The organism is Paraburkholderia diazotrophica (assembly GCF_038900755.1).
GTDB lineage: Bacteria > Pseudomonadota > Gammaproteobacteria > Burkholderiales > Burkholderiaceae > Paraburkholderia > Paraburkholderia diazotrophica_A.
The window spans coordinates 37,746-61,260 of the sequence record NZ_JBBPEN010000010.1 but is presented as its reverse complement, the minus strand read 5'-3'; the positions used below and the strand labels follow the sequence as shown (position 1 = coordinate 61,260).

21 protein-coding genes and 1 tRNA gene are annotated in these 23,515 nt (G+C 63.0%); 17 read left to right on the top strand and 5 right to left on the bottom strand.

Annotated elements, in window-relative coordinates; genetic code table 11:
* The first annotated feature begins 63 nt into the window (after window positions 1–63).
* The 4 genes from AABE10_RS27290 to AABE10_RS27275 all read left to right on the top strand — a co-directional run bounded on the left by AABE10_RS27290 (window position 64) and on the right by AABE10_RS27275 (window position 5,297).
* Entirely contained in the window at window positions 64–1,119 is a 1,056-nt protein-coding gene (locus AABE10_RS27290; protein WP_342936331.1) for a LacI family DNA-binding transcriptional regulator, read from the top strand.
* A gap of 181 nt (window positions 1,120–1,300) precedes the next feature.
* Entirely contained in the window at window positions 1,301–2,257 is a 957-nt protein-coding gene (locus AABE10_RS27285; RefSeq protein WP_342936330.1) for a substrate-binding domain-containing protein, read from the top strand.
* Between the two features lie 105 nt (window positions 2,258–2,362).
* Window positions 2,363–3,928, top strand: a complete 1,566-nt coding sequence (locus tag AABE10_RS27280; protein ID WP_342936329.1) for a sugar ABC transporter ATP-binding protein — start codon at window positions 2,363–2,365, stop codon at window positions 3,926–3,928.
* Window positions 3,929–3,947: 19 nt separating this feature from the next.
* Complete coding sequence (locus AABE10_RS27275; protein WP_342936328.1) at window positions 3,948–5,297, top strand: ABC transporter permease; 1,350 nt, start codon at window positions 3,948–3,950, stop codon at window positions 5,295–5,297.
* Between the two features lie 222 nt (window positions 5,298–5,519).
* Here the strand turns inward: AABE10_RS27275 and AABE10_RS27270 are convergent, their stop codons facing one another.
* Genes AABE10_RS27270 through AABE10_RS27255 form a run of 4 tightly spaced genes read right to left on the bottom strand, consistent with a single transcriptional unit; the run spans window position 5,520 to window position 7,882 of the window.
* Complete coding sequence (locus tag AABE10_RS27270) at window positions 5,520–6,053, bottom strand: RDD family protein (RefSeq protein ID WP_428983394.1); 534 nt, start codon at window positions 6,051–6,053, stop codon at window positions 5,520–5,522.
* A 52-nt stretch (window positions 6,054–6,105) separates the two neighbouring features.
* Window positions 6,106–6,876, bottom strand: coding sequence for a DUF3106 domain-containing protein (locus AABE10_RS27265; protein WP_342936327.1), 771 nt, complete (start codon window positions 6,874–6,876; stop codon window positions 6,106–6,108).
* A gap of 17 nt (window positions 6,877–6,893) precedes the next feature.
* Window positions 6,894–7,322 (bottom strand): DUF3619 family protein, encoded by a 429-nt coding sequence (locus tag AABE10_RS27260; protein ID WP_342936326.1) that lies wholly within the window; start codon window positions 7,320–7,322, stop codon window positions 6,894–6,896.
* Window positions 7,319–7,882 (bottom strand): RNA polymerase sigma factor, encoded by a 564-nt coding sequence (locus tag AABE10_RS27255; RefSeq protein WP_342936325.1) that lies wholly within the window; start codon window positions 7,880–7,882, stop codon window positions 7,319–7,321. Before AABE10_RS27255 ends, AABE10_RS27260 begins: the two co-directional genes overlap by 4 nt.
* A 398-nt stretch (window positions 7,883–8,280) precedes the next feature.
* Between AABE10_RS27255 and AABE10_RS27250 the strand changes: the two genes are divergently transcribed.
* The 6 genes from AABE10_RS27250 (at window position 8,281) to AABE10_RS27225 (ending at window position 15,431) form a co-directional block, all read left to right on the top strand.
* Window positions 8,281–10,044, top strand: a complete 1,764-nt coding sequence (locus AABE10_RS27250) for an acetolactate synthase 3 catalytic subunit (protein ID WP_342936324.1) — start codon at window positions 8,281–8,283, stop codon at window positions 10,042–10,044.
* Window positions 10,045–10,155: 111 nt separating this feature from the next.
* Complete coding sequence (gene ilvN, locus AABE10_RS27245) at window positions 10,156–10,647, top strand: acetolactate synthase small subunit (protein ID WP_007588180.1); 492 nt, start codon at window positions 10,156–10,158, stop codon at window positions 10,645–10,647.
* Window positions 10,648–10,726: 79 nt separating this feature from the next.
* Window positions 10,727–11,776, top strand: a complete 1,050-nt coding sequence (gene ilvC / locus AABE10_RS27240) for a ketol-acid reductoisomerase (RefSeq protein WP_342936323.1) — start codon at window positions 10,727–10,729, stop codon at window positions 11,774–11,776.
* Window positions 11,777–11,898: 122 nt separating this feature from the next.
* Window positions 11,899–12,537 carry a phosphatidylserine decarboxylase gene (locus AABE10_RS27235; RefSeq protein WP_090864409.1) on the top strand — a complete coding sequence of 213 codons (639 nt, stop codon included), beginning with the start codon at window positions 11,899–11,901 and terminating at the stop codon, window positions 12,535–12,537.
* Between the two features lie 19 nt (window positions 12,538–12,556).
* Complete coding sequence (gene pssA, locus AABE10_RS27230; RefSeq protein ID WP_342936322.1) at window positions 12,557–13,432, top strand: CDP-diacylglycerol--serine O-phosphatidyltransferase; 876 nt, start codon at window positions 12,557–12,559, stop codon at window positions 13,430–13,432.
* Between the two features lie 448 nt (window positions 13,433–13,880).
* On the top strand, window positions 13,881–15,431 hold the full coding sequence (locus tag AABE10_RS27225) for a 2-isopropylmalate synthase (RefSeq protein ID WP_342936321.1): 1,551 nt from the start codon (window positions 13,881–13,883) through the stop codon (window positions 15,429–15,431).
* Window positions 15,432–15,563: 132 nt separating this feature from the next.
* On the opposite strand, the gene AABE10_RS27220 is transcribed toward AABE10_RS27225, so the two are convergent.
* A complete protein-coding gene (locus tag AABE10_RS27220) occupies window positions 15,564–16,082 on the bottom strand; it encodes a hypothetical protein (protein WP_428983401.1) in 519 nt (172 codons plus the stop codon).
* Between the two features lie 296 nt (window positions 16,083–16,378).
* On the opposite strand from AABE10_RS27220, the gene AABE10_RS27215 reads away from it, so the two are divergent.
* The 7 genes from AABE10_RS27215 (at window position 16,379) to AABE10_RS27185 (ending at window position 23,355) form a co-directional block, all read left to right on the top strand.
* Entirely contained in the window at window positions 16,379–17,653 is a 1,275-nt protein-coding gene (locus AABE10_RS27215) for a branched-chain amino acid ABC transporter substrate-binding protein (RefSeq protein WP_428983393.1), read from the top strand.
* 214 nt (window positions 17,654–17,867) lie between these two features.
* On the top strand, window positions 17,868–18,137 hold the full coding sequence (rpsO, locus tag AABE10_RS27210) for a 30S ribosomal protein S15 (protein ID WP_087733293.1): 270 nt from the start codon (window positions 17,868–17,870) through the stop codon (window positions 18,135–18,137).
* 315 nt (window positions 18,138–18,452) lie between these two features.
* Entirely contained in the window at window positions 18,453–20,591 is a 2,139-nt protein-coding gene (gene pnp, locus AABE10_RS27205; protein WP_342936318.1) for a polyribonucleotide nucleotidyltransferase, read from the top strand.
* A 128-nt stretch (window positions 20,592–20,719) separates the two neighbouring features.
* The gene (locus AABE10_RS27200) at window positions 20,720–21,736 is read left to right on the top strand and encodes an NAD(P)H-quinone oxidoreductase (RefSeq protein ID WP_342936317.1); all 1,017 of its coding nucleotides are present in this window, start codon (window positions 20,720–20,722) and stop codon (window positions 21,734–21,736) included.
* A 166-nt stretch (window positions 21,737–21,902) separates the two neighbouring features.
* Window positions 21,903–22,682 carry a triose-phosphate isomerase gene (gene tpiA / locus AABE10_RS27195; protein ID WP_342936316.1) on the top strand — a complete coding sequence of 260 codons (780 nt, stop codon included), beginning with the start codon at window positions 21,903–21,905 and terminating at the stop codon, window positions 22,680–22,682.
* Between the two features lie 86 nt (window positions 22,683–22,768).
* Window positions 22,769–23,158, top strand: a complete 390-nt coding sequence (secG, locus tag AABE10_RS27190; RefSeq protein ID WP_342936315.1) for a preprotein translocase subunit SecG — start codon at window positions 22,769–22,771, stop codon at window positions 23,156–23,158.
* A 112-nt stretch (window positions 23,159–23,270) separates the two neighbouring features.
* Window positions 23,271–23,355, top strand: a tRNA-Leu gene (locus tag AABE10_RS27185).
* Window positions 23,356–23,515 lie beyond the last annotated feature (160 nt).

The following is a 23,515-nucleotide window of genomic DNA, read 5'->3' as shown; positions in this document are numbered from 1 at the left end:
GCGACCGAGGACGCAAAACCAGCCGGGCGACTAAACGGACATCGATAAAGGGGCTGACGAAACATGGGCGTATCCGAGCGGCTTTTGCCGACACTGCGCGACGTGGCCAATGCCGCCGAGGTCTCGGTGGGCACGGCGTCGAAAGTGTTGTCGGGCGTGCCGGGCGTGAGCGAGGCGCGCGCGCAGCGCGTGTGGGACGCGGCGCGCCGGCTCGGCTATCGGCGCAACGGCATCGCCGCCGACTTGCGGCGCGGCAGGCCCAGTTCGATCGGCTTCGTGCTGCCCGATCTCACCAATCAGTTTTTCGTCGACATTGCGCGCGCGCTCGAAAACCGCGCGCTCGAGCACGGCTACCGCCTGATCATGGCGCACGCCGACGAAGACCCCGAGCGCGAAATGGAGCGCATCCGCTTCGTGATGTCGCGCCAGGTGGCGGGCATGATCATCATTCCGTGCCGCGGCTACGAACACGCGATTGAAGAAGTGCGCGAGTGCAACGTGCCGCTCGTGATGGCCGACCGCGTCGACGATTCCTTTCCCGCCGACACCGTGACGACGGACAGCCACGCGGCGTCGTTCGACGGCACCGAGCATCTGATCGGACTCGGCCATAAGCGCATCGCGTTTCTTCTCAACACGCTCGAGCTCGTGAACTCGCGCGAGCGCGCGGACGGCTATATCGACGCGATGAAGCGCGCGGGACTCGACGCTCATATACGCGTCGTCGAATGCGGCATGACGGCGGCGGAGATCCATGCATCGACGCTCGAAGTGCTGTCGAATGCCGTGCGCCCGACGGCGCTCTTCGCGGGCGGCAACGTGACCACGCTCGGCGCGTTGCGCGCGATCCGCGATGCCGATCTGCGCCTGCCCGAGGACATCTCGCTGCTGTCGTTCGACGACGCGCCGTGGATGTCGGTGCTGCGTCCTTACCTGAGCTCGATCCGTCAGCCGGTGGAGGCGATCGGCCACGCGATCTGGCAGCTGATGCTGAAGCTGCTGAACGGCGAGCGCAATGCGCCCGTGCATCTGAGCTTCAAGGCCGAGCTGCTGGTGCGCGAAAGCACGGCGCCCGTGCCCGTCGAGCAGTCGGAAGTCGAGGAGACCGGAAGTAAATAAAACGTTTCAATCGCGGTAAGCCAGGAGAAGCAGTAACACAAGCAGTAACGGCAGCAGAGCAGAAGCAGGAAGGAGACGCACAAACCGCGCATCACGTAATGCGCAATGACAGCAACTACCTTGCATGGGACGAGAGCAAGGCGCGAAAGCGCCAGGCTCCGGATCGACAGGAGACACAAAGATGAACCGCAATCGCCGTCTGATTACTGGCGCGCTCGTATCGGCGCCTTTCGCCGGGATGTTGATCAAATCCGGCTATGTGCACGCGCAGGGCAAGAAGTACCGCTTCGGGTTTTCGCAGGTGACGACCGTCGAGCCGTGGCGCGTCCAGTTCAACAAGGACATGAAGGCCGAGGCGGCGAAGCATCCGAACGTCGAGCTCGTCATTGCCGATGCGAACGACCGCACCGACAAGCAGAACGCAGACATGGAGAACTTCATCGCGCAGAAGATGGACGTGATCTTCATCTCGCCGAAGGAGTCGGCGGGGCTCACGGGCGTCGTCGAGAAGGCGTTCAAGGCGGGCATTCCCGTGTTCGTGCTCGACCGCGAGGTGAACGGCGACCAGTACACGCAGTTCGTCGGCGGCGACAACGTGCTGATCGGCAAGGGCGTGGGCGAGTTCATCGTGAAGACGCAGGGCGGCGCGGGCAAGGCGAAAGGCAATATCGTCGAGGTGTGGGGCGGATTCGGCACGCAGGCTTCGCACGACCGGCACGACGGCATGATGTCGTTCGTCGGCAAGGAGTCGGGGCTGAAGATCGTCGGGCAGCGCGTCGATTGCGACTGGAAGCAGGACAAGGCCTACGATTACATGAAGACGGTGCTGCGCGTGAATCCGCAGGTCGATCTCGTGTTCGCGCATAACGATCCGATGGCGTATGGCGCGTATCTCGCCGCGAAGGACGCAGGGGTCGAAAAGAAGATCAAGTTCGTCGGCGCGGACGGGCTGCCGAACGAAGGCGCCGTATGGGTCGAAAAGGGCATTCTCACGGCGACGTTCGTCTATCCGACGCCGGGCGGCGAAGCGCTGCGCCAGGCGCTGAAGATGCTAGGCGGCGAAAAGATTCCGAAGAAGGTGATCATGCCGACGCAAGGCATCTTCGCCGACAACGCCAAGCAGTTCGTCGCGAGCTGAGTCGACGTATCGAGTCGATGTAAAGCGCGCGCAACCGTTGCCGTAACCGTTGCGCGTGCTTGATACCACTTCACACCACAAACGAAGAAGCAGCGGATGGAATCCATGACGCCGACCGCAACCAGTCTCGATCCACCTCTCGCGCAAGAGCGCGCTCCTGCGGGCGTGACGCCGCTCGTCGCCGCGACGCGTATTTCGATCGCGTTCAACGGCAGCCCTGCGCTCACCGACGTCGACTTCGACATCATGCCGGGCGAAGTGCATGCGCTCGTCGGCGAGAACGGCGCGGGCAAGTCGAGCCTGATGAAGATACTGGGCGGCCTGTATTTGCCCGATGCTGGCTCTATCGAAGTATCCGGCACGCGTACCGATTTTAGAACCACGGCCGATGCGATGGATGCCGGGATCGCGATCATCCACCAGGAGCTGAATCTGGTGGATAGCCTTTCCGTCGTCGACAATCTTTTTCTCGGCAAGGAAATCACGACGCGCTTCGGCTTTCCCGACCATCGCGCGATGCGGGCGAAAGCGCGCGACGTGCTCGCGCAACTGCAATTCAGGCCGTCGCCGGATGCGCTCGTCGGCGCGCTGCGGATCGGCGAAAAGCAGTTGATCGAGATCGCGAAGGCGTTGCTCGCCGATGCGCGCGTGCTCATCATGGACGAGCCGACCTCCGCGCTTTCCGATACCGAAACGCATGCGCTCGCGGTGCTCGTGCGCGCGTTGCGCGAGCGCGGCATGGGCATCGTGCTGATCAGCCATCGCCTGCACGAAGTGTTCGATCTCGCCGACCGCGTGACCGTGCTGCGCGACGGTCGTCATATCGCGACGCTGCCGATGAGCCGCGTCGAATCGGCGGAACAGCTGGTGTCGATGATGATCGGCAAGAACTTCGTCGCGCCGCATCGCGAGTCCGGCGAAGTGCGCGCGGCCGCCGACACGATGGTCGCCGTGCGCGATCTCACGCTCTTCGGCGAGCATCGGCCCGTGGTCGACGGCGTATCGTTCGAGGTGCGGCGCGGCGAGGTGTTCGGTTTGTCGGGTCTGCTCGGCGCGGGCAAGACGGAAATTCTCGAATCGCTGTATGGCGTGTCGCCGTATCGCGTATCGGGCGCACTCGAGATCGGTCCGGGCAAGCGTGTGTTCAGAACGCCGGCGGAAGCCGTCGACGCGGACGTGGCGTTCGTCACCGAAGATCGCAAGAAAGATGGGCTGATCGTCGATCAGTCGGTCGAGGCGAACTTCATGCTGCCGAGTCTCGCGCACATCGAAGGTTTTCCGTTCTACCGGCCTCGCGCGATCGCGCGACGCGTGGCCGCGCAGGCGAAAGCGTCGAACGTGAAGCACGGCGGCGCGTCGGCACCCGTCGCGACGCTGTCGGGCGGCAATCAGCAGAAGCTCATCATCGGCAAGTGGCTGATGACGCAGCCCGCGATCCTGCTGCTCGACGAGCCGACGCGCGGCGTCGACGTGGCCGCGAAGGCCGAAATCTATAGCCAGATCCTGCAGGCGGCGCGCAGCGGACTGACGGTGGTGGTCGCGAGTTCGGAGATCGACGAACTGATGCTGATGTGCGACCGCATCCTCGTGCTGTGCGAAGGGCGCGCGCGAGGCGTGCTCGAACGCGAGGCGTTTTCCGCCGATGAACTCGTGAAGCTGGCATCGCCATGATGCCGATGGAGCCCCGAACATGCTGAAGACCAACGAACATCCGATGAATGCAATGCCCGACACGCGGCAGCAGCGTCTGCGCGCGTGGCTGACGAACGTGAAGTACTACCTCGGGCTGATTGTGCTGCTTGCGCTCGGCGCGCTGACTTCGCCGCATGCCGCTGACGGCAGCAATATTTTTCTGTCGTCGGCGAATTTCTCCGATGTGTTTCGTCAGGTGGCGAACGTCGGCGTGATGTCGGTGGGCATGACGCTCGTGATCATCACGGCGGGCATCGATCTTTCCGTCGGCTCGGTGATGGGCTTCGGCAGCGTGCTCACCGCGATCCTGCTCACGACGCCCGGCAGCAACGCAGCTTCGTGGACGTCGCTCGCACTCGATGCCGCGAGCGTGTTCGCCGTCGTCTATATGGCGAGCGGCATGTTCGCGCGGCGCATGCATGCGGGATCGCATGCGGACGGTGCGGGCGGTGCGCGTGTAGGCGCTCGTGCCGGTGGTTCGCGAGGCGAGCGGCATCGTGCCGTTCGCGCGGGCATCGCTGCGCTCGTCGCGCTGCTCGCATGCGGCTACGCGTGGCATCAGTTGCCGCAGAAGGTGTCGCTGCTGACGGTGCTCTGGATGGTGCCGCTCGCAGGCCTCGCGATCGGCGCGATCAATGGTTTCATCATCACGCGCGGACGCATGCAGCCGTTCATCGTGACGCTCGCGGCGATGGTCGGCGTGATGGGCGTCGCGCGACTCGTGGCCGGGCAGGATACGGCCGTTTATTCGATCTATAGCGGCAGCAACGCGACCGCCGACATCGAAAATCTGCGCGCGCTGCTGTTCGGTGTCGTGCCCGTGCCTGCGCTCTTTTTCATCGTGATCGCGCTGATCGCGGACTTTGTGCTCAACCGCACGGTGTTCGGCAAGTACCTCTATGCGATCGGCGGCAACGAGAAGTGCGCGCGCATTTCCGGGCTCAAGGTCGATCGTCACAAGATCGCCGCGTACGCGATTTCGGGCATGCTCGCGGCGCTCGTCGGCGTGCTGTACGCGGCGCAGTACCGGCAAGGGAAGGCGGACGCGGGCGTCGGCTGGGAACTCGATGCGATCGCGGCCGTGGTGATCGGAGGAACGAGCCTGATGGGCGGCGTCGGACGGATCGCGGGGACGGTGGCGGGCGTGCTGATCTTCGGCTTTCTCGGCAACATCCTGCTGCTCAACAACATCGACAGCAATACGCAGCTGGTGCTGAAGGGGCTCATCATCGTCGTCGCGGTGTTCCTGCAGCAGACGCGAATGAATCCGCAAACGATGCTCGCGCGGCTGCGCGGCCGGCGCGTCGTGATGAATGCGACGGGGCGCGAGGAGAAGGCGCGGCCGTGAGGGTTGTGCTTGCGCGAGTGTGAGCCTGGGCGTGTGCATCGGCGCTAGCGGGCGCGGTCGTCGTGAACGCCGCGTCCGCGTGATGCGAACGTGAGCGTGTGCATCGACGTAAGGCGGCCACGAACGCCGTGCGTGCGTGATGCCGACCTTGATGCCAACCTGAACGTGCGCTAAAGCGAGAGTGCGGGCAGTGGCGAACCCTTGTGATCGCTGCGCGGCGCGTCAGCGCGGCAACGAAACGATCCGCGTGCCGGCCAGCCGGTCGTGCAGGAACTGCCGGCTCGCGCCGATCCGGCCGATGGCTGCATACAGGACGAACCACACGGCAGCCACGATCAGCGTCTGCGGCACGGCGAGGTCGAGCAGCGGATGCAGCGCGAGCGGCGGCAAGAACCACAGCCACGCGAACACGTAGCGCACGACGGCGCGCGGCACGGACAGGCGCCCGCCATCCCTCGCGCCGACGACGCGCAGCCGCCACGTCTTCATCGGCAATGTCTGTCCGCCGTGCGTCCAGAACCAGACGAAATACACGCCGACCACCAGCGCGACCCATGCCGCGAGCCAGTTGTGGTGCACGAGCCCGTTGCGCTGCTGCGTGAGCGTGCTGAACAGATAGCCCGCGAAGAACACCACGCCGAACAGCAGCACGCTTTCGTACATCAGTGTCGCGAGGCGCCGGCGCACGGTGGGCGCGGCGAGTTCGGGGGATTCGGGTTTGGGCGGCAGCGCGGCGGAGTCGACGGAAGTGGACACGGGCGGGGCCTCGGTTGCCGTTGGTGAGCCCGCGGCGCAGGCTCGCGGAAGATTATGAGCCGTTGAAGATCGACGGCGCGTCGGACGGAGAGACGGGCGTCGGCGTCGCCGGAGCGAAGCTGCCGGCGGCAGGAACGGCAGGCGCGCCCGGCGCGGGCGTGATGCCTGCCGCCGCGCCTGCCGATGCAGCCGCTGCCGGCGGCACGGGCACGCTCGCGAGCTTGTCCTTGCCGTTCACGAGACGGTTGATGTCCTTGATCTCGGACTTGCCGGAAGGCGGTGCGCTGACGACGGTAGGACGGCGCTTGTGCTCGCTTGCGGCGAGCTTCTCCTTCTGTTCTTCGGAGAGCTGCTGATACGCCTTCCACGCGTTCTGACGCGCCTCGCGCGGCAGCTCTTTCGACACCTGATAGTTCTCGCGCGCGACACGCCGCTGCTCGGGCGTCATGCGCACCCATTCCGTCATCCGTTCGTGGAGCCGCTTCTGCGCTTCGGGTGTCATCTTCGGGTAGCGCGACGCGATTTTCAGCCACTTGTGCTTGCGCTCTTCGCTGAAGCTGTCCCACTGCGACGCGAACGGCGCGAGCGCCACGTGTTCGGAGCTGGTCAGCTTCGCCCATGCGAGCGGGCTGCCCGACGTCGGCAGAGGAGGCAGTTCGACGGTCAGCGCCGGCGCGGGCGCCGGCTTCGCGGGCGCGCCGGCAGTGGCGGGCGCCGCGGCCGGCGTGGGTGTCGGGTAGAAGCGCGGATAGGTGGCGGCGAATGACACCAAGGCTGCGATCACGCATCCGGACACAACGGCGAGGCCGCGCTTGTAACTCACCCGTCAAGTCTCCGCGGTCAGTGGTTGCGCGTCAGGTACGCGTTGAACCCGTGATCGAGATAGGCGTTGAGCGGCAGGTCGTCGCTCAGCATGGCGGCGTCGATATCGGCGAGCTCGGCCGTGCGCTGGTGGTCTTCCCACCACGCGATGCCCGCGAGGCCGATGACGAGCGCAAGCACCGGCCACGCGAGCGCGAGCTTGCGCAGGCGCGGCAGGCGGCGCGACGCTTCCCGTGGCGGCATGCCCGCAAGCGTGCCGGCGCCGACGAAGACAGGCACGAAGGCGGGCGCATGCACGGCTTCGGGCTTCTTGCGGGCGAGCGCGGCACTGCGCGCGGCAGCGAGCCGGTCGGTGGTGGCGGTCGGAATGCGGGCAGCGTTTTCGTCGAGCGCACGGCGAAGCTGCCGCGCAAACTCGAGTTCTTTTATTTCGAGAGCGGAGCTCATAGCGTGATTCCTTTGGCCTTGAGCGCGTGCGCCAGCGTGTGCGTGGCTCGCGAGCAGTGGGTTTTCACACTGCCCTCCGAGCAGCCCATCGCGGCAGCAGTCTCAGCGACATCCATATCTTCCCAGTAACGCATCAGAAACGCCTCCCGTTGACGTGCCGGTAATTTTTGGATTTCATCGTCGATCAACTGCAGCACCTGCTCGCGCTCGAGCTGCTGCTCGCTGCTTTCCGCGCCCGTTGCGCCGTCCTGGCTTTCGAACGTCTCCAGCGGATCGAAGTCCTCGTCATCGGCATTGCCTAACGACGAGAACAGCGTCACCCAGGTATTGCGCACTTTTTGCCGACGGAAATAGTCGTGCGTCGCATTCTGGAGAATACGCTGAAATAAAAGCGGCAGCTCAGCGGCAGGGCGGTCGCCGTATTTTTCGGCGAGCTTGATCATCGCGTCCTGCACGATGTCGAGCGACGCGTCATCGTCCCGCACGGCGTAGACCGTCTGCTTGAACGCGCGCCTTTCGACGCCCGCCAGAAAATCGGCGAGTTCCTTGTCTGATGCCATCCGTTGGGGGTCGGCGCAGCGAGTGTGCGCGGAATCGGTCGAAAAATGTCGTAAAACTCGCGGATGCTAACAAACTTTCGCGCGAATCGGGAAAAAACGCGCCAACCGTGCGGCTTGCATCCCGCCTTCGGTCGAGCGCAGTCCACGATTCATGCAATTTGGGCGAAGCGGTCAGAAGTGGACGACGGAACGGCAGCACCCGTCAATCATGGAAATATTTGCTTGACCATCGGACGCATCGTAGATATCGTCTACGGTTCGCAACATAAGTGACTTGTCTCATTTGAGTCGAGCCCAAGAAGCTCGCCTGTCAAACTGGACGCGCCGCTTGAACCCGAGCCACAAGCCCGGCAGAGAGCACCCGATCAATTTTTTGCCGAAAATTCGAAAGGTGAACGATGAATATGCCCAGCGCGGAATTCTCCACGTCGGATACCACACCCCCTCACGAAGCTGACTCGATCGGCGCCACCGTGCTCATGAAGGCACTGGCCGACGAAGACGTCGAGTTTGTCTGGGGCTATCCCGGCGGCTCGGTACTCTACATCTACGACGAGCTGTACAAGCAGGACAAGTTCCAGCACATCCTCGTGCGCCACGAGCAGGCCGCGGTTCACGCCGCCGATGCCTACTCGCGCTCGACCGGCAAGGTCGGCGTGTGCCTCGTGACCTCCGGCCCCGGCGTCACCAATGCGGTGACGGGCATCGCGACGGCCTATATGGACTCGATCCCGATGGTGATCATCAGCGGCCAGGTGCCGACTGCCGCGATCGGCCAGGATGCGTTTCAGGAGTGCGATACGGTCGGCATCACGCGTCCCTGCGTGAAGCACAACTTCCTCGTGAAGGACGTGCGCGATCTCGCCGCCACCGTCAAGAAAGCTTTCTATATCGCCCGTACCGGCCGACCCGGCCCTGTGCTGATCGACATTCCGAAGGACGTGTCGAAGGCGCCTTGCCAATACGAGCCGCTGAAGAGCGTGTCGCTGCGCTCGTACAACCCCGTCACGAAGGGCCACTCGGGCCAGATTCGCAAGGCCGTCGCGCTGTTGCTGTCGGCGAAGCGCCCGTATATCTACACGGGCGGCGGCATCATCCTCGCGGACGCGTCGCGCGAGCTGAACCAGTTCGCCGATCTGCTCGGCTATCCCGTCACGAACACGCTGATGGGCCTCGGCGGCTATCGCGCCGCGGACAAGAAATTCCTCGGCATGCTCGGCATGCACGGCACGTACGAAGCCAACATGGCGATGCAGCACTGCGACGTGCTGATCGCGATCGGCGCGCGCTTCGACGACCGCGTGATCGGCGACCCCGCTCACTTCGCATCGCGTCCGCGCAAGATCATTCACATCGACATCGACCCTTCGTCGATATCGAAACGCGTGAAGGTCGACATTCCGATCGTCGGCGACGTGAAGGAAGTGCTGAAGGAACTGATCGAGCAGTTGCAGACGGCCGAGCATGGCCCCGACACGGAAGCGCTCGCCGCGTGGTGGAAGGACATCGAAGGCTGGCGCTCGAAAGATTGCCTCAAGTACGACCGCAAGAGCGAGGTCATCAAGCCGCAATACGTGGTCGAAAAGCTGTGGGAGCTGACGGACGGCAACGCGTTCGTGTGCTCGGACGTGGGCCAGCACCAGATGTGGGCCGCGCAGTTCTACCGCTTCAACAAGCCGCGCCGCTGGATCAACTCGGGCGGCCTCGGCACGATGGGCTTCGGCCTGCCGGCGGCGATGGGCGTCAAGATGGCGCATCCGGATGACGACGTCGTCTGCATCACGGGCGAAGGCTCGATCCAGATGTGCATCCAGGAACTGTCGACCTGCAAGCAGTACGACACGCCCGTCAAGATCATTTCGCTCAACAACCGCTATCTGGGCATGGTGCGCCAGTGGCAGCAGATCGAATACAGCAAGCGCTATTCGCATTCGTACATGGATGCGCTGCCCGATTTCGTGAAGCTCGCCGAAGCATATGGCCACGTCGGCATGCGCATCGAAAAGACTGCGGATGTCGAGCCGGCGCTGAAGGAAGCGCTGCGCCTGAAAGATCGCACGGTGTTTCTCGACTTCCAGACCGATCCGACCGAAAACGTCTGGCCGATGGTCCAGGCCGGCAAGGGCATCACGGAGATGCTCCTCGGGTCGGAAGATCTATAACGAGCGCGTTTGTGCGCCGGCTTCGTGATGCGCGTCTTCACAAAAGGCGAGAGCGGACGAAGCGGTGTGAACCGCACGCATCGCATACATCGACATCTGGAAGAAGCGAACATGAGACACATCATTTCCGTTTTGCTGGAAAACGAACCGGGCGCGCTGTCGCGCGTGGTCGGCCTGTTCTCCGCACGCGGCTACAACATCGAAACCTTGACGGTGGCACCGACGGAAGACCGCTCGCTGTCGCGCATGACCATCGTTTCCATTGGCTCGGACGACGTGATCGAACAGATCACGAAGCATCTGAACCGCCTGATCGAGGTGGTGAAAGTGGTCGACCTGACCGAGGGCGCCCACATCGAGCGCGAGCTGATGCTGATCAAGGTAAGGGCGGTCGGCAAGGAACGTGAGGAGATGAAGCGGATGTCGGATATTTTCCGCGGCCGCATCATCGACGTCACCGAAAAGACCTACACGATCGAGCTGACGGGCGCGAGCGAGAAGCTCGACGCGTTCATCGAAGGGCTCGACGCCACCGCGATTCTCGAAACGGTCCGCACGGGCGGTTCGGGCATCGGACGCGGCGAGCGTATCCTGAAGGTTTGATGACGAGCCACAGAAGCCGGTTCGATCCGGGCCCGGCGTTGCGTCATCCGTCGGGCCCAGGCAATACACACACGCAGCTTTGAATTTTTCTGAATATCGCCAAGGAACAGACATGAAAGTTTTCTACGACAAGGACGCCGACCTCTCCCTCATCAAAGGCAAGCAGGTCACCATCATCGGCTATGGCTCGCAAGGCCATGCTCACGCGCTGAACCTGAAGGAAAGCGGCGTGAACGTCACGGTGGGTCTGCGCAAGGGCGGCGCATCGTGGAGCAAGGCTGAGAACGCTGGCCTCGCGGTGAAGGAGGTGGCGGAAGCCGTGAAGGGCGCCGACGTCGTCATGATGCTGCTGCCCGACGAGCAGATCGCCGAGGTGTACGCGAAGGAAGTCGCCGCGAACATCAAGCAGGGCGCGGCGCTCGCATTCGCGCACGGCTTCAACGTGCACTACGGCCAGGTGATCCCGCGCGCGGATCTCGACGTCATCATGATCGCGCCGAAGGCGCCGGGCCACACGGTGCGCAACACGTACCAGAACGGTGGCGGCGTGCCGCACCTGATCGCCGTCGCGCAGGACAAGTCGGGCGCGGCGCGCGACATCGCGCTGTCGTACGCAGCGGCGAACGGCGGCGGCCGTGCCGGCATCATCGAAACGAACTTCCGCGAGGAGACGGAAACCGACCTGTTCGGCGAGCAGGCCGTGCTGTGCGGTGGTACCGTCGACCTGATCAAGGCCGGTTTCGAAACGCTGGTCGAAGCGGGCTACGCACCGGAAATGGCGTACTTCGAGTGCCTGCACGAACTGAAGCTGATCGTCGACCTGATCTACGAAGGCGGCATCGCGAACATGAACTACTCGATCTCGAACAACGCCGAATATGGCGAGTACGTGACGGGTCCGCGCATCATCACGGCTGAAACGAAGAAGGTGATGAAGGAAGTCCTGAAGGACATCCAGACGGGCGAGTACGCGAAGAGCTTCATCATCGAAAACCGCGCGGGCGCGCCGACGCTGCAGTCGCGTCGCCGCATCACGGCCGAGCATCAGATCGAGCAGGTCGGCTCGAAGCTGCGCGCGATGATGCCGTGGATCGCGAAGAACAAGCTGGTCGATCAGTCGAAGAACTAATCTGCCTGTTTTTCGCACTCCGGCGCACGAAATGCGCCGGAAGCGTCAAAAAGCCGTCCAGGTGTGCTGAACCCTGGACGGCTTTTGCTATCCTACGGTTTTCCAAAAGACTGAACCCACTTATGAATTACCCCCATCCGATCATCGCGCGCGAAGGCTGGCCGTTCATCGCCGTCGCGGTCGTCGTTGCGCTGTTGATCCACTTCGTCGCAGGGTTCGGCATTGCCTGGATTTTCTGGCTGTTGGTCATCTTCGTCGTGCAGTTTTTCCGCGATCCCGCCCGTCCCATTCCGACCCAGGCGAATGCGGTGCTGTGCCCCGCCGATGGCCGCATCGTCGCCGTCGAAACCGCGCACGATCCATATGCGAACCGCGAAGCGCTGAAGATCAGCGTGTTCATGAACGTGTTCAACGTTCACTCGCAGCGCTCGCCTGTCGACGGCGCGATCTCGAAGGTCGAGTACTTTCCGGGCGCGTATCTGAATGCCGCTGTCGACAAGGCCTCGACGGAAAACGAACGTAACGCGATTGTCATCGAAACCGCGAGCGGCGCGACCGTGACATCGGTGCAGATTGCCGGCCTGATCGCGCGGCGCATTCTCTGCTACGTGAGAGCGGGCGAGCCGCTGACGCGCGGCCAGCGCTATGGCTTCATCCGCTTCGGTTCGCGCGTCGACGTGTACCTGCCCATGGGCAGCCGTCCGCGTGTGTCGATCGGCGAGAAGGTGTCCGCGTCGTCCACGATTCTGGCTGAGCTATAAGCGGCACAGGGAGAGTTCGATGGCCGCATTCAAACCGCGTCGTCCTCGCAGCAGCGGTACGCCGCAGCCGCGTCCGTTCCGGCGCAACAAGCCGCCCGTCGTCGCGGAATCCGCCGTGATCGACAGCCGGCGCGCAGCGCGCCAGCAATTCCTGCGCAAGCGCGGCATCTATCTGCTGCCGAACGCGTTCACGACGGCCGCGCTCTTCTGCGGCTTCTTCGCTGTCGTGCAGGCAATGAACGTGCGCTTCGAAGTCGCGGCGATCGCGATTTTCGTCGCGATGGTGCTCGACGGCATGGATGGCCGCGTCGCGCGCATGACGCATACCCAAAGCGCATTCGGCGAGCAGTTCGACAGCCTGTCGGACATGGTGTCGTTTGGCGTCGCGCCGGCGCTCGTGATGTACGAGTGGATTCTCAAGGACCTCGGCCGCTGGGGCTGGCTCGCGGCGTTCGTCTACTGCTCGGGCGCGGCGCTGCGTCTCGCGCGCTTCAACACGAACATCGGCGTCGTCGACAAGCGCTTTTTCCAGGGCATGCCGAGCCCGGCCGCGGCGGCGCTGATCGCGGGTTTCGTGTGGCTCGCCACCGACAATCGCGTGCCGCTCAAGCTCGTGTGGCTGCCGTGGGTAGCGTTCGCGCTGACCATCTACGCGGGCGTCACGATGGTGTCGAACGCGCCGTTCTACAGCGGCAAGGCGCTCGACGTGCGCCATCGCGTGCCGTTCGCGGCGATCCTGCTGGTGGTGGTCGCGTTCGTGCTGGTGTCGTCCGATCCGCCGCTGATGTTGTTCGGCCTCTTCGTGCTGTACGGCTTTTCGGGCTATGTGTTCTGGGCATATCGCGCGATGCGCGGAATGGGCAATCCAGCTCGCTCGTCGCAGCGTGCGAACTGACGGCGCTCACACGTCACGCAGTGGCATCGAAACGGAACGGCAGCCTGCGGGCTGCCGTTTTTTCTTGCCGCTTCGTGCCGCGTGTGCCGCTATTCCATGTTGCCCGTTTATGCCGCCGATTCACCTGCGCGACGTGAACGTGATTGCGGGGATCGTCGTCTGGCGCTGGTGAATCCGCTGGCGCATGCTATGGCCGCCCTGGTTAGCCTCAATTGCGCGTTTCCGGGATTGCCGCTATAGTCGCTGGCATGGCACTTTCCAAGTTCCCCTTCCTGTCTCTTCAAGCCGGCAAGCTACTACGCTCGCTAGCTCTAGCGCGCCTGCAGCGCTGATCGTTTTCGCCCTCCGTTTGCCTCGTTCGTTGTTTAGCGTCGCCTGCGGTGGTGGCGCAAACACTCGAATTCCGTTTTCCTGATTCAAACCAACCGAATCCCCCTGGAGACCTGAGATGGCAGACAAGCTCATCATTTTCGACACGACGTTGCGCGACGGCGAGCAATCGCCCGGTGCGTCGATGACGAAGGAAGAAAAAATCCGCATCGCGAAGCAACTGGAACGGATGAAAGTCGACGTGATCGAGGCGGGCTTCGCCGCCAGCTCGAACGGCGATTTCGACGCAATCCACACGATCGCCGGCATGGTCAAGGACAGCACGGTCTGCTCGCTCGCGCGCGCGAACGACAAGGACATCCAGCGTGCCGCCGATGCGCTCAAGCCCGCCGATCACTTCCGCATCCACACGTTCATCGCGACGTCCGCGCTGCACATGGAGAAGAAGCTGCGCATGTCGCCCGAGCAGGTGCTCGAGCAGGCGAAGCTGGCCGTGCGTTTTGCGCGCAAGTTCACGAACGACGTCGAGTTCTCGCCGGAAGACGGCAGCCGCTCGGACATGGACTTTCTGTGCCGCGTGCTCGAAGCCGTGATCGCTGAGGGCGCAACGACGATCAACATCGCCGATACCGTCGGCTACGGCGTGCCGGAGCTGTACGGCAATCTGGTGAAGACGCTGCGCGAGCGCATTCCGAATTCGGACAAGGCAATTTTCTCGGTGCACTGTCACAACGACCTCGGCATGGCCGTGGCGAACTCGCTGGCGGGCGTGCAGATCGGCGGCGCGCGTCAGGTGGAGTGCACGGTCAACGGTCTCGGCGAGCGCGCGGGCAATACGTCGCTCGAAGAAATCGTGATGGCCGTGAAGACCCGCAAGGACTACTTCGGCCTCGACCTCGGCATCGACACGACGCAGATCGTGCCGGCGTCGAAGCTCGTGTCGCAGATCACGGGTTTCGTCGTGCAGCCGAACAAGGCCGTGGTGGGCGCGAACGCGTTTGCGCACGCGTCGGGCATCCATCAGGACGGCGTGCTGAAGGCGCGCGATACGTACGAAATCATGCGCGCCGAAGACGTGGGCTGGACGGCGAACAAGATCGTGCTGGGCAAGCTGTCGGGGCGCAACGCGTTCAAGCAGCGTCTGCAGGAACTCGGCATCACGCTCGACAGCGAAGGCGAATTGAACCTCGCGTTCCAGCGCTTCAAGGAACTTGCGGATCGCAAGGCCGAAATCTTCGACGAGGACATCATCGCGATCGTCGCGGAAGAGTCGGCGCAAGCGCAGGAGAAGGAGCATTACAAGTTCGTGTCGCTGTCACAGCATTCGGAAACGGGTGAGCGGCCGCATGCGCGGATCGTGTTCTCGGTCGAAGGCAAGGAAGTGGTCGGCGAGGCGAACGGCAACGGTCCCGTCGATGCGACGCTGAACGCGATCGAAACTGAAGTGGGCAGCGGTTCGGAACTGCTGCTGTACTCCGTCAACGCGATCACGACGGGCACGCAGGCGCAAGGTGAAGTGACCGTGCGTCTGTCGAAGGCGGGGCGCATCGTGAACGGCGTGGGTACGGACCCGGACATCGTCGCCGCATCGGCGAAGGCGTATATCTCGGCGCTCAACCGTTTGTACGCGGGCCACGACAAGCTGAATCCGCAGCGCGCGGAAATTTGATGAAGCGTGTTCGTTGCGTTCGGTGATCGATAAAAACCCCGCTGCGGCGGGGTTTTTTCGGCTGCGTATTTCATGAAAAAAGCCGCCTCGATGGGGCGGCTTTTTCGTTACTGGCGCTGGCGGGCGGCGGCTTCAGAAGAAGCTGCGTCGATCCGGATCGTGCAGCGGATCAGGCGTTTTCTGCGTTAGACGCAGGATGCCCTGGTCGTCGAAATAGAAGCTGTACATCATGTACCAGACGTTGTCCTCCTGATAGCGATACGTCCACACTTCGCGCTTCATCAGCGGGAAATAGTTCGTTTCGACGGGGCGCCCAAAGTTGACCAGCACGTCGTCGCGTGTCCATTTGCCGATTTCCGCGCGATAGAACTCGTTCGGCTGCAGCACCTGACGCACGTTCACGATCTTGCCGGACGCGTCGACGTCGGCGGCCGTCGTCGTCTCGCCCATCGGCTGCGTTGGCCACATCAGGCGCTTGCCGCCGTCCGGCAGATCGTAGACTTCGCGCGGTGGTCCGAGGCGGGCGACGATCGTCGACGCGTCCGCGCCCTCTTGATAGTTCTGCCAGGGCTGCGCGCAGCCGGCGAGCGTAACGACGCCCGCGCAAACGAGGACGGCCAGCGCGCCGCGCGCCGTGCGCAAGCCTGGCATCGTCGAGGCGACGGATGAAAGGCGGTTGAACATGACACCTCCGATGGCGTTCGATGATTGGTTGTTATTGTGCCGTCGACGGGAGTTGGCGCTTAAACGGTCTTTCCCGTCCCATGCAAGATCATTGCGGACCCGATATTTTGACACGCGTCAGGCCGAAAGATTTTCAGGTCGCGCGTTCGGCGAGACGCGCATTCGCTTGCTCGCGGGCGGCGCGGCGTCCTATGATCCGCGCTTCGATCGACAGATGAGACGCGCCGATGAAAAGAAAATCGACCAGTGCGGCAGTGGCTGCAATGACCCTGGCAATTGGAGCAGTCGCGGTAATCGCAGCAATCGTTGCGTGGCCGGCATCGAGCGCGCATGCGCAGAATGCGCCGTCGGGAGCGCCGATTCGTATCGCGATGATCGAAGGCATGTCCGGTCCGTTTGCGAATGCGGGTGCGGCCGTCGAGCGCAATTTGCGTTTCGGCGTCGAGACGGTCAACGCGCGCGGTGGCGTGAAGCTCGCGGATGGCGCGCATCCCCTCGAACTCGTCGTGCTCGACAGCAAGGGCAGTGCGGAAGAGGCGCTCGTGCAACTGCGCGCGGCCGCCGACAGGCACATCGGCTTCATCGCGCAAGGCAACAGCTCGGCCGTGGCGGCAGCGCTGCTCGCCGCGATCGACAAGCAGAACATGCGCGAGCCGGACAATCGCGAACTGTTCCTCAACTATTCCGCCGACGACCCGGCGCTCACCAACGCGAATTGCAGCTTCTGGCATTTCCGCTTCGACGCGCACGCGGGCATGCGGATGGATGCGCTCGCCGATGTGATCCAGCGCGACAAGTCGGTGAAGAAGGTCTATCTGCTGAATCAGGATTACAGCTTTGGGCATGACGTGAGCGCGTTGGCGCGCGCGGCGCTTGTGTCGAAGCGGCCGGACGTCGCCGTGGTTGGCGACGAGTTTCATCCGATCGGCCGCGTGAAAGATTTCGCGCCGTACATCGCAAAGATTCGCGCGAGCGGCGCCGACGCGGTGATCACGGGCAACTGGGGCAACGACCTGACCCTACTCGTCAAGGCGGCGCGCGAGCAGGGCGTCGACACGAAGTTCTACACGTTCTACGGCAACAGCCTCGGCGCGCCGGCCGCGCTCGGCGATGCGGGCGTGAAGCGCGTGGTCGCCGTCGCCGACTGGCACCCGAACGCGGGCGGTGCCGCGTCGGATGCGTGGTACGCGTCGTTCCGCCAGCGTTTCCCGGCGGCGCAGGATGACTACCCGGTGCTGCGCATGCCGCTGATGATCGAAATGCTGGCGGCTGCGATGAACCGCGCGGGCAGCGCGCAGCCCGACAAGGTCGCGAAGGCGCTGGAAGGCATGAAATACGACAACGGCTTCCACCCGTCGTGGATGCGCGCCGACGACCATCAACTGATCCAACCCCTTTACGTGATGGAAATGGACAAGGCGGGTACGCCGGGCGTCCAGTTCGACAACGAGGGCTCGCATTACGGTTTCCGGACGGTGCTGGCATTGCCGGCCGAGCGCACCGCGCCGGCGACGATTTGCCGGATGAAGCGGCCCTGAGCCGTGAATGAGTCGCGAGTGAGCCGTGAATGAGTCCCGGCGCCGTCTAAAAATCGACTGCAAAACGCCGCCCGGACTCGGCCGCAAGCACGCCCGGAAACCGCGGGGTTCGCCGGATGATCCTGCTGTGATACAATGCGCGACTCGTTTTGTTGTAACCCCCACGGCACGGCCTTTCTTCCGTGACCGCCAGTTTGATTCAAAGGAAATCAACATGTCCGTAGCTGAAATCAAGAAATCCGACGTCGTCGCGCAATTCGCACGTGGCACCAACGACACCGGCTCCCCCGAAGTTCAGGTCGCGCTGCTCACGACGCGCATCAACGAACTGACGGTTCACTTCAAGGCCCACACGAAGGATCACCACAGCCGCCGCGGTCTGCTGCGCATGGTGAGCCGTCGTCGCAAGCTGCTCGACTACCTGAAGGGCAAGGACGCCGATCGTTACCGCGCTCTGATCGAGAAGCTGGGTCTGCGTAAGTAATCGGACGCATCGGACTTTCTGTCAGCAAGATGCCTGTGTCAGTTCCGCTGATGCAGGCATTTTGTTTTTCGACGGTACGCTTCGTGTGAGGTTTGGCGTCGAATCACCCGTCTGGCGCGCTGGTTGCGTCGCGGGAAAACGAAACAAAACCGGGCTTGAGGGTAGGGCGCTGTGTCATTCCAGCGGTTCGCGTGCAAGTGGGCGCATCCACGCGATTCTCTGGAATGGCATAACACTCCTCTACCCGAAAGGCTTCGGTCCTGACGGTGCCGCCCGACGTACTGCGCGGCATATCCAAAAGATCAAGGAGGACAAATGTCTATGTTTAACAAGGTCGTCAAAGAGTTCAAGTGGGGCCAGCATACCGTTCGCATGGAAACGGGTGAGATCGCTCGCCAGGCCGGCGGTGCTGTGCTCGTCGATATCGAAGACACCGTCGTGTTGGCGACCGTCGTCGGCGCGAAGACGGCGAAGCCGGGCCAGGACTTCTTCCCGCTGACCGTCGACTACATCGAAAAGACCTACTCGGCAGGCAAGATTCCGGGCGGCTTCTTCCGCCGCGAAGGCCGTCCGTCCGAAGGCGAAACGCTGATTTCGCGCCTGATCGACCGGCCGCTGCGTCCGCTGTTCCCGGAAGGCTTCTACAACGAAGTGCAGGTCGTCATTCATGTGATGTCGATCAACCCGGAAGTCCCCGCCGACATCCCCGCGCTGATCGGCGCGTCGGCTGCGCTCGCCGTGTCGGGCCTGCCGTTCAACGGCCCCGTCGGTGCTGCGCGCGTCGCGTACATCAACAACGAATATGTGCTGAACCCGACGCGCACGCAAAGCAAGGAATCGCGCCTCGACCTCGTCGTCGCCGGTACGGAACGCGCGGTGCTGATGGTCGAATCCGAAGCGGATCAACTGCCGGAAGACGTGATGCTGGGCGCTGTCGTGTTCGGTCACGAGCAGATGCAAGCGTCCATCGACGCGATTCACGAACTCGTTCGTGAAGGCGGCAAGCCTGAGTGGGACTGGCAGCCGGCGCCGAAGAACGAAGTGCTGATCTCGCGGGTCAATGAAATTGCTTACGCCGATCTGGCCGCGGCTTACCAGACGCGCGACAAGCAGGCTCGCTCGACCCGCCTGAAGGAAATCTACGCAGCGACGCAGGCCAAGCTCGAAGAAGAAGCGGCAGCGGCAGGCACGGTGGCAGCCGACAAGGCAGCCGTCGGCAATGTGCTGTTCGACATCGAAGCGAAGATCGTCCGTTCGCAGATCCTGAACGGCGAGCCGCGTATCGACGGCCGCGACACCCGCACCGTTCGCCCGATCGAAATCCGCACGGGCGTGCTGCCGCGCACGCACGGCTCGGCACTGTTCACGCGTGGCGAGACGCAGGCGCTTGTCGTCGCGACGCTCGGCACGAAGGGCGACGAGCAGATCATCGACGCGCTCGAAGGCGAGTACCGCGATCGCTTCATGCTCCACTACAACATGCCGCCGTTCGCAACGGGCGAAACGGGTCGCGTTGGCTCGCCGAAGCGTCGTGAAATCGGCCACGGCCGTCTCGCGAAGCGCGCGCTGGTCGCGTGCCTGCCGACCGCCGAAGAGTTCGGCTACTCGATCCGGGTCGTGTCGGAAATCACCGAGTCGAACGGTTCGTCGTCGATGGCATCGGTGTGCGGCGGCTGCCTCGCGCTGATGGACGCCGGCGTGCCGATGAAGGCGCACGTCGCGGGCATCGCGATGGGCCTGATCCTCGAAGGCAACAAGTTTGCCGTGCTGACGGACATCCTCGGCGACGAAGATCACCTCGGCGACATGGACTTCAAGGTGGCCGGTACGGCCAGCGGCGTCACGGCGCTGCAGATGGACATCAAGATCCAGGGCATCACGAAGGAAATCATGCAGGTCGCGCTCGCGCAGGCGAAGGAAGGCCGCATGCATATCCTCGGCAAGATGACGGCGGCTGTTTCGGGTGCGAACACGCAACTGTCCGAATTCGCGCCGCGCATGATCACCATCAAGATCAATCCGGAAAAGATCCGCGACGTGATCGGCAAGGGCGGTTCGGTGATCCGCGCGCTGACGGAAGAAACGGGCACGACGATCGACATTTCGGACGACGGCGTCGTCACGATCGCGAGCACGAGCAGCGAAGGCATGGCCGAAGCGAAGAAGCGCATCGAGAACATCACGGCTGAAGTCGAAGTGGGCCAGATCTACGAAGGCACGGTGCTCAAGCTGCTGGACTTCGGCGCGATCGTGAACCTGCTGCCGGGCAAGGACGGTCTGCTGCACATTTCCGAAATCGCCAACGAGCGCATCAAGGACATCAACGACTACCTGAAGGAAGGCCAGCAAGTGAAGGTCAAGGTCATCCAGACGGACGAAAAGGGTCGTGTGCGCCTGTCGGCGAAGGCGCTTCTGAACGAAGCGGCGCAGACGGAACCGACGCCGCAGCAGTAACGTAGTAAAAGCAGGACGGCCGGTAGCGCAAGAGCGCGCCGGCCGTTTTTCATGTAGGGTGGATTGCAGTGCGAACCGGTTTTTCGTGGCCGGTTTGCAGCGCTATCCAGACCTTGGGAGAGACGACGATGAACGCAATCGAAATCACGGAATTCGGTGCGCCGGAAGTCTTGAAGCTCGCCGAGCGGCCGATGCCTGAGCCGAAAGCGGGCGAAGTGCTGATCAAAGTGTCCGCGTCGGGCGTGAATCGTCCGGACGTGTTTCAGCGCAAGGGCGGCTACGCGCCGCCGCCTGGCGCGTCGGATCTGCCAGGGCTGGAAGTGGCGGGCGAAATCGTCGGCGGAAATATCGACGAGAAGCGCAATCCGTTCGGTCTCAAGATCGGCGATCGCGTGTGCGCGCTGATGGCGGGCGGCGGTTACGCGGAATACGCGACCGTGCCGCTGCTGCAGTGCCTGCCCGTGCCGAAGGGTTTTTCCGATGTCGAAGCGGCGGCTTTGCCCGAGACTTTTTTCACCGTCTGGAGCAATGTTTTTGACCGCGCGTTGCTTGGCAAAGGCGAGGGCGGCGAGAACGAAACGTTCCTCGTGCAGGGCGGTTCGAGCGGCATCGGCGTGACGGCGATCCAGATCGCGCATGCGCTCGGCTTTCGTGTGTTCGCGACGGCCGGCACGGATGAAAAGTGCCGCGCGTGCGAGGCGCTTGGCGCGGAACGTGCAATCAACTACAAGACGGAAGATTTCGTCGAAGTGATCAAGTCGCTCACGAATGATCGCGGCGTCGACGTGATTCTCGACATGGTGGCGGGCAGCTATGTGCCGCGCGAACTGAAGGCGCTCGCCGACGGCGGCCGTCTCGTGATCATCGCGCTGCTCGGCGGCGCGAAAGCCGAAGTGAATCTGAATGACATTCTGCGCCGTCGTCTGACGGTGACGGGCTCGACGCTGCGTCCGCGTCCCGTCGAATTCAAGGCGAGGATCGCGGCGCAACTGAAGGACCGCGTGTGGCCGCATCTCGAAGACGGCGCGATCAAGCCGGTGATCTACAAGGTGTTCCCGGCCGCTCAGGCGGCGCAGGCGCACGAGCTGATGGAAAGCAGCCTGCACGTCGGCAAGATCGTGCTGAATTGGGGCGCGGGTGCTTGACAGCGCCCATTTAATTGAGTTTGACCCGGTCTGTCAGCACACAGTAAAATCGTGTGTTTTGCGCGTTCTGCATGAATTTTGCAGGCGGACCGCGGGCACCAGAGAGCTGGGGGCGCTGACGAAGCGGAGGCGTCCAGGACCCGCACCAGATAAAACGAGCGAGACGATGGCGAAACAACGAGCAAAACTGGTAGTCGGTAACTGGAAGATGCACGGTCGGCTTGCCGACAACCGCGTGCTGCTGCAAGCCGTATCGCACGGCGCGAACGATCTTCCGGACGATGTGCGAGTCGGCGTATGCGTGCCGTGTCCCTACCTGGCGCAAGCGCAGTCGCTGCTGGAAGGCGGCCGCGTCGCGTGGGGCGTGCAGGACGTATCCGCGTATACGCAGGGCGCCTACACCGGTGAAGTCGCTGCCGAAATGGCTGCCGAGTTTGGCGCATCGTTTGCGATCGTCGGACACTCCGAGCGTCGGGCGTATCACCGCGAAAGTGGCGAGACGGTCGCAGTGAAAGCGCAGCGCGCGCTCGAAGCAGGCTTGACGCCGATCGTCTGCGTCGGCGAAACGCTCGAAGAGCGCGAGTCGGGCAAGACGGAGCAGATCGTCGGCGCGCAACTCGATGCGGTGCTCGCGAAGCTGTCGGTGGAGGATTCGGCTCGCATCGTCGTTGCATATGAGCCCGTTTGGGCGATCGGCACCGGCAAGAGCGCGACCGCGCAACAGGCACAGGACGTTCATGCGTTCCTGCGCGCGCGTCTCGTAGCGAAGGGCGATGATGTAGGCAGCGTGTCGCTGTTGTATGGCGGCAGCGTGAAGCCAGAGAACGCGGAAGAGCTGTTCAGTCAGCCGGATATCGACGGCGGTTTGATCGGCGGCGCGTCGCTGAAAGACAAGGATTTCCTGGCAATCTGCAGTGCAGCCGTCGCGGCGACCGCCGCGCGCTGACACAAAGACTGACTGCCCGGGCGAGGATGACCCATTGCGCGCAGCACGTCTTGTTGCGCGGTTAAATAAAGACTCAGGTGAGTGTGATGCTGTATTTGAAAACGTTGATCATTGTCGTGCAGTTGCTGTCGGCGCTTGGCGTCATCGGCCTCGTGCTGTTGCAACACGGCAAGGGCGCAGACATGGGCGCGGCCTTCGGTAGTGGCGCATCGGGCAGTCTCTTCGGCGCGACGGGCTCTGCTAATTTTCTGTCACGTACGACTGCGATACTGGCGGCAGTGTTCTTCGCCACCACGTTGGCACTGACGTACATCGGCGCCTATCATTCGAAGCCTTCGGCGGGCGTGCTCGGTAGCGCTCCTGCATCGGCTCCTGTGGCTGCATCGGTTGCTCCTGCTGCGTCTGCATCGGCTAATGCATCGGCTGCAGTTGCTGCATCTGCAGCTTCTGCGCCAGGCCAGGATGTGCCGAAATAAATTTTCGAAGAAAACGCGTTTGTGCGTTGAACAAACTGTTTAAGCGGGTTACAATTCAAGTCTTGAAGCGATTCGCGGGTTTTACAAGTTGTTTTCCCGGATTGCAGACAGTGCCGACGTGGTGAAATTGGTAGACACGCTATCTTGAGGGGGTAGTGGCGAAAGCTGTGCGAGTTCGAGTCTCGCCGTCGGCACCAATGTTATCTAATGCCAGCCGCTTGCTTCAGCTTCGGCTGGCATTTTCACTTCCAGGGTTGTGTTTGCTGTGGGCTTTCGACATCAAGCATCCCGAAGTGTTTCGCGTCAGGGGTTGTTCAAAGTAGTCCGCGTCTCCTGACGTCACTCAGAACCAACCGA

What these genes read in the sequence shown, in the direction of transcription:
- ilvN (WP_007588180.1), top strand. Translation starts at nt 10,156, where the DNA reads ATGAGACACATCATTTCCGTTTTGCTGGAAAACGAACCGGGCGCGCTG.
- AABE10_RS27285 (WP_342936330.1), top strand. Translation starts at nt 1,301, where the DNA reads ATGAACCGCAATCGCCGTCTGATTACTGGCGCGCTCGTATCGGCGCCT.
- AABE10_RS27215 (WP_428983393.1), top strand. Translation starts at nt 16,379, where the DNA reads ATGACCCTGGCAATTGGAGCAGTCGCGGTAATCGCAGCAATCGTTGCG.
- AABE10_RS27235 (WP_090864409.1), top strand. Translation starts at nt 11,899, where the DNA reads ATGAATTACCCCCATCCGATCATCGCGCGCGAAGGCTGGCCGTTCATC.
- pnp (WP_342936318.1), top strand. Translation starts at nt 18,453, where the DNA reads ATGTCTATGTTTAACAAGGTCGTCAAAGAGTTCAAGTGGGGCCAGCAT.
- AABE10_RS27290 (WP_342936331.1), top strand. Translation starts at nt 64, where the DNA reads ATGGGCGTATCCGAGCGGCTTTTGCCGACACTGCGCGACGTGGCCAAT.
- AABE10_RS27200 (WP_342936317.1), top strand. Translation starts at nt 20,720, where the DNA reads ATGAACGCAATCGAAATCACGGAATTCGGTGCGCCGGAAGTCTTGAAG.
- pssA (WP_342936322.1), top strand. Translation starts at nt 12,557, where the DNA reads ATGGCCGCATTCAAACCGCGTCGTCCTCGCAGCAGCGGTACGCCGCAG.
- tpiA (WP_342936316.1), top strand. Translation starts at nt 21,903, where the DNA reads ATGGCGAAACAACGAGCAAAACTGGTAGTCGGTAACTGGAAGATGCAC.
- rpsO (WP_087733293.1), top strand. Translation starts at nt 17,868, where the DNA reads ATGTCCGTAGCTGAAATCAAGAAATCCGACGTCGTCGCGCAATTCGCA.
- AABE10_RS27255 (WP_342936325.1), bottom strand. Translation starts at nt 7,882, where the DNA reads ATGGCATCAGACAAGGAACTCGCCGATTTTCTGGCGGGCGTCGAAAGG.
- AABE10_RS27275 (WP_342936328.1), top strand. Translation starts at nt 3,948, where the DNA reads ATGCTGAAGACCAACGAACATCCGATGAATGCAATGCCCGACACGCGG.
- AABE10_RS27250 (WP_342936324.1), top strand. Translation starts at nt 8,281, where the DNA reads ATGAATATGCCCAGCGCGGAATTCTCCACGTCGGATACCACACCCCCT.
- AABE10_RS27225 (WP_342936321.1), top strand. Translation starts at nt 13,881, where the DNA reads ATGGCAGACAAGCTCATCATTTTCGACACGACGTTGCGCGACGGCGAG.
- AABE10_RS27280 (WP_342936329.1), top strand. Translation starts at nt 2,363, where the DNA reads ATGACGCCGACCGCAACCAGTCTCGATCCACCTCTCGCGCAAGAGCGC.
- AABE10_RS27220 (WP_428983401.1), bottom strand. Translation starts at nt 16,082, where the DNA reads ATGCCAGGCTTGCGCACGGCGCGCGGCGCGCTGGCCGTCCTCGTTTGC.
- AABE10_RS27260 (WP_342936326.1), bottom strand. Translation starts at nt 7,322, where the DNA reads ATGAGCTCCGCTCTCGAAATAAAAGAACTCGAGTTTGCGCGGCAGCTT.
- secG (WP_342936315.1), top strand. Translation starts at nt 22,769, where the DNA reads ATGCTGTATTTGAAAACGTTGATCATTGTCGTGCAGTTGCTGTCGGCG.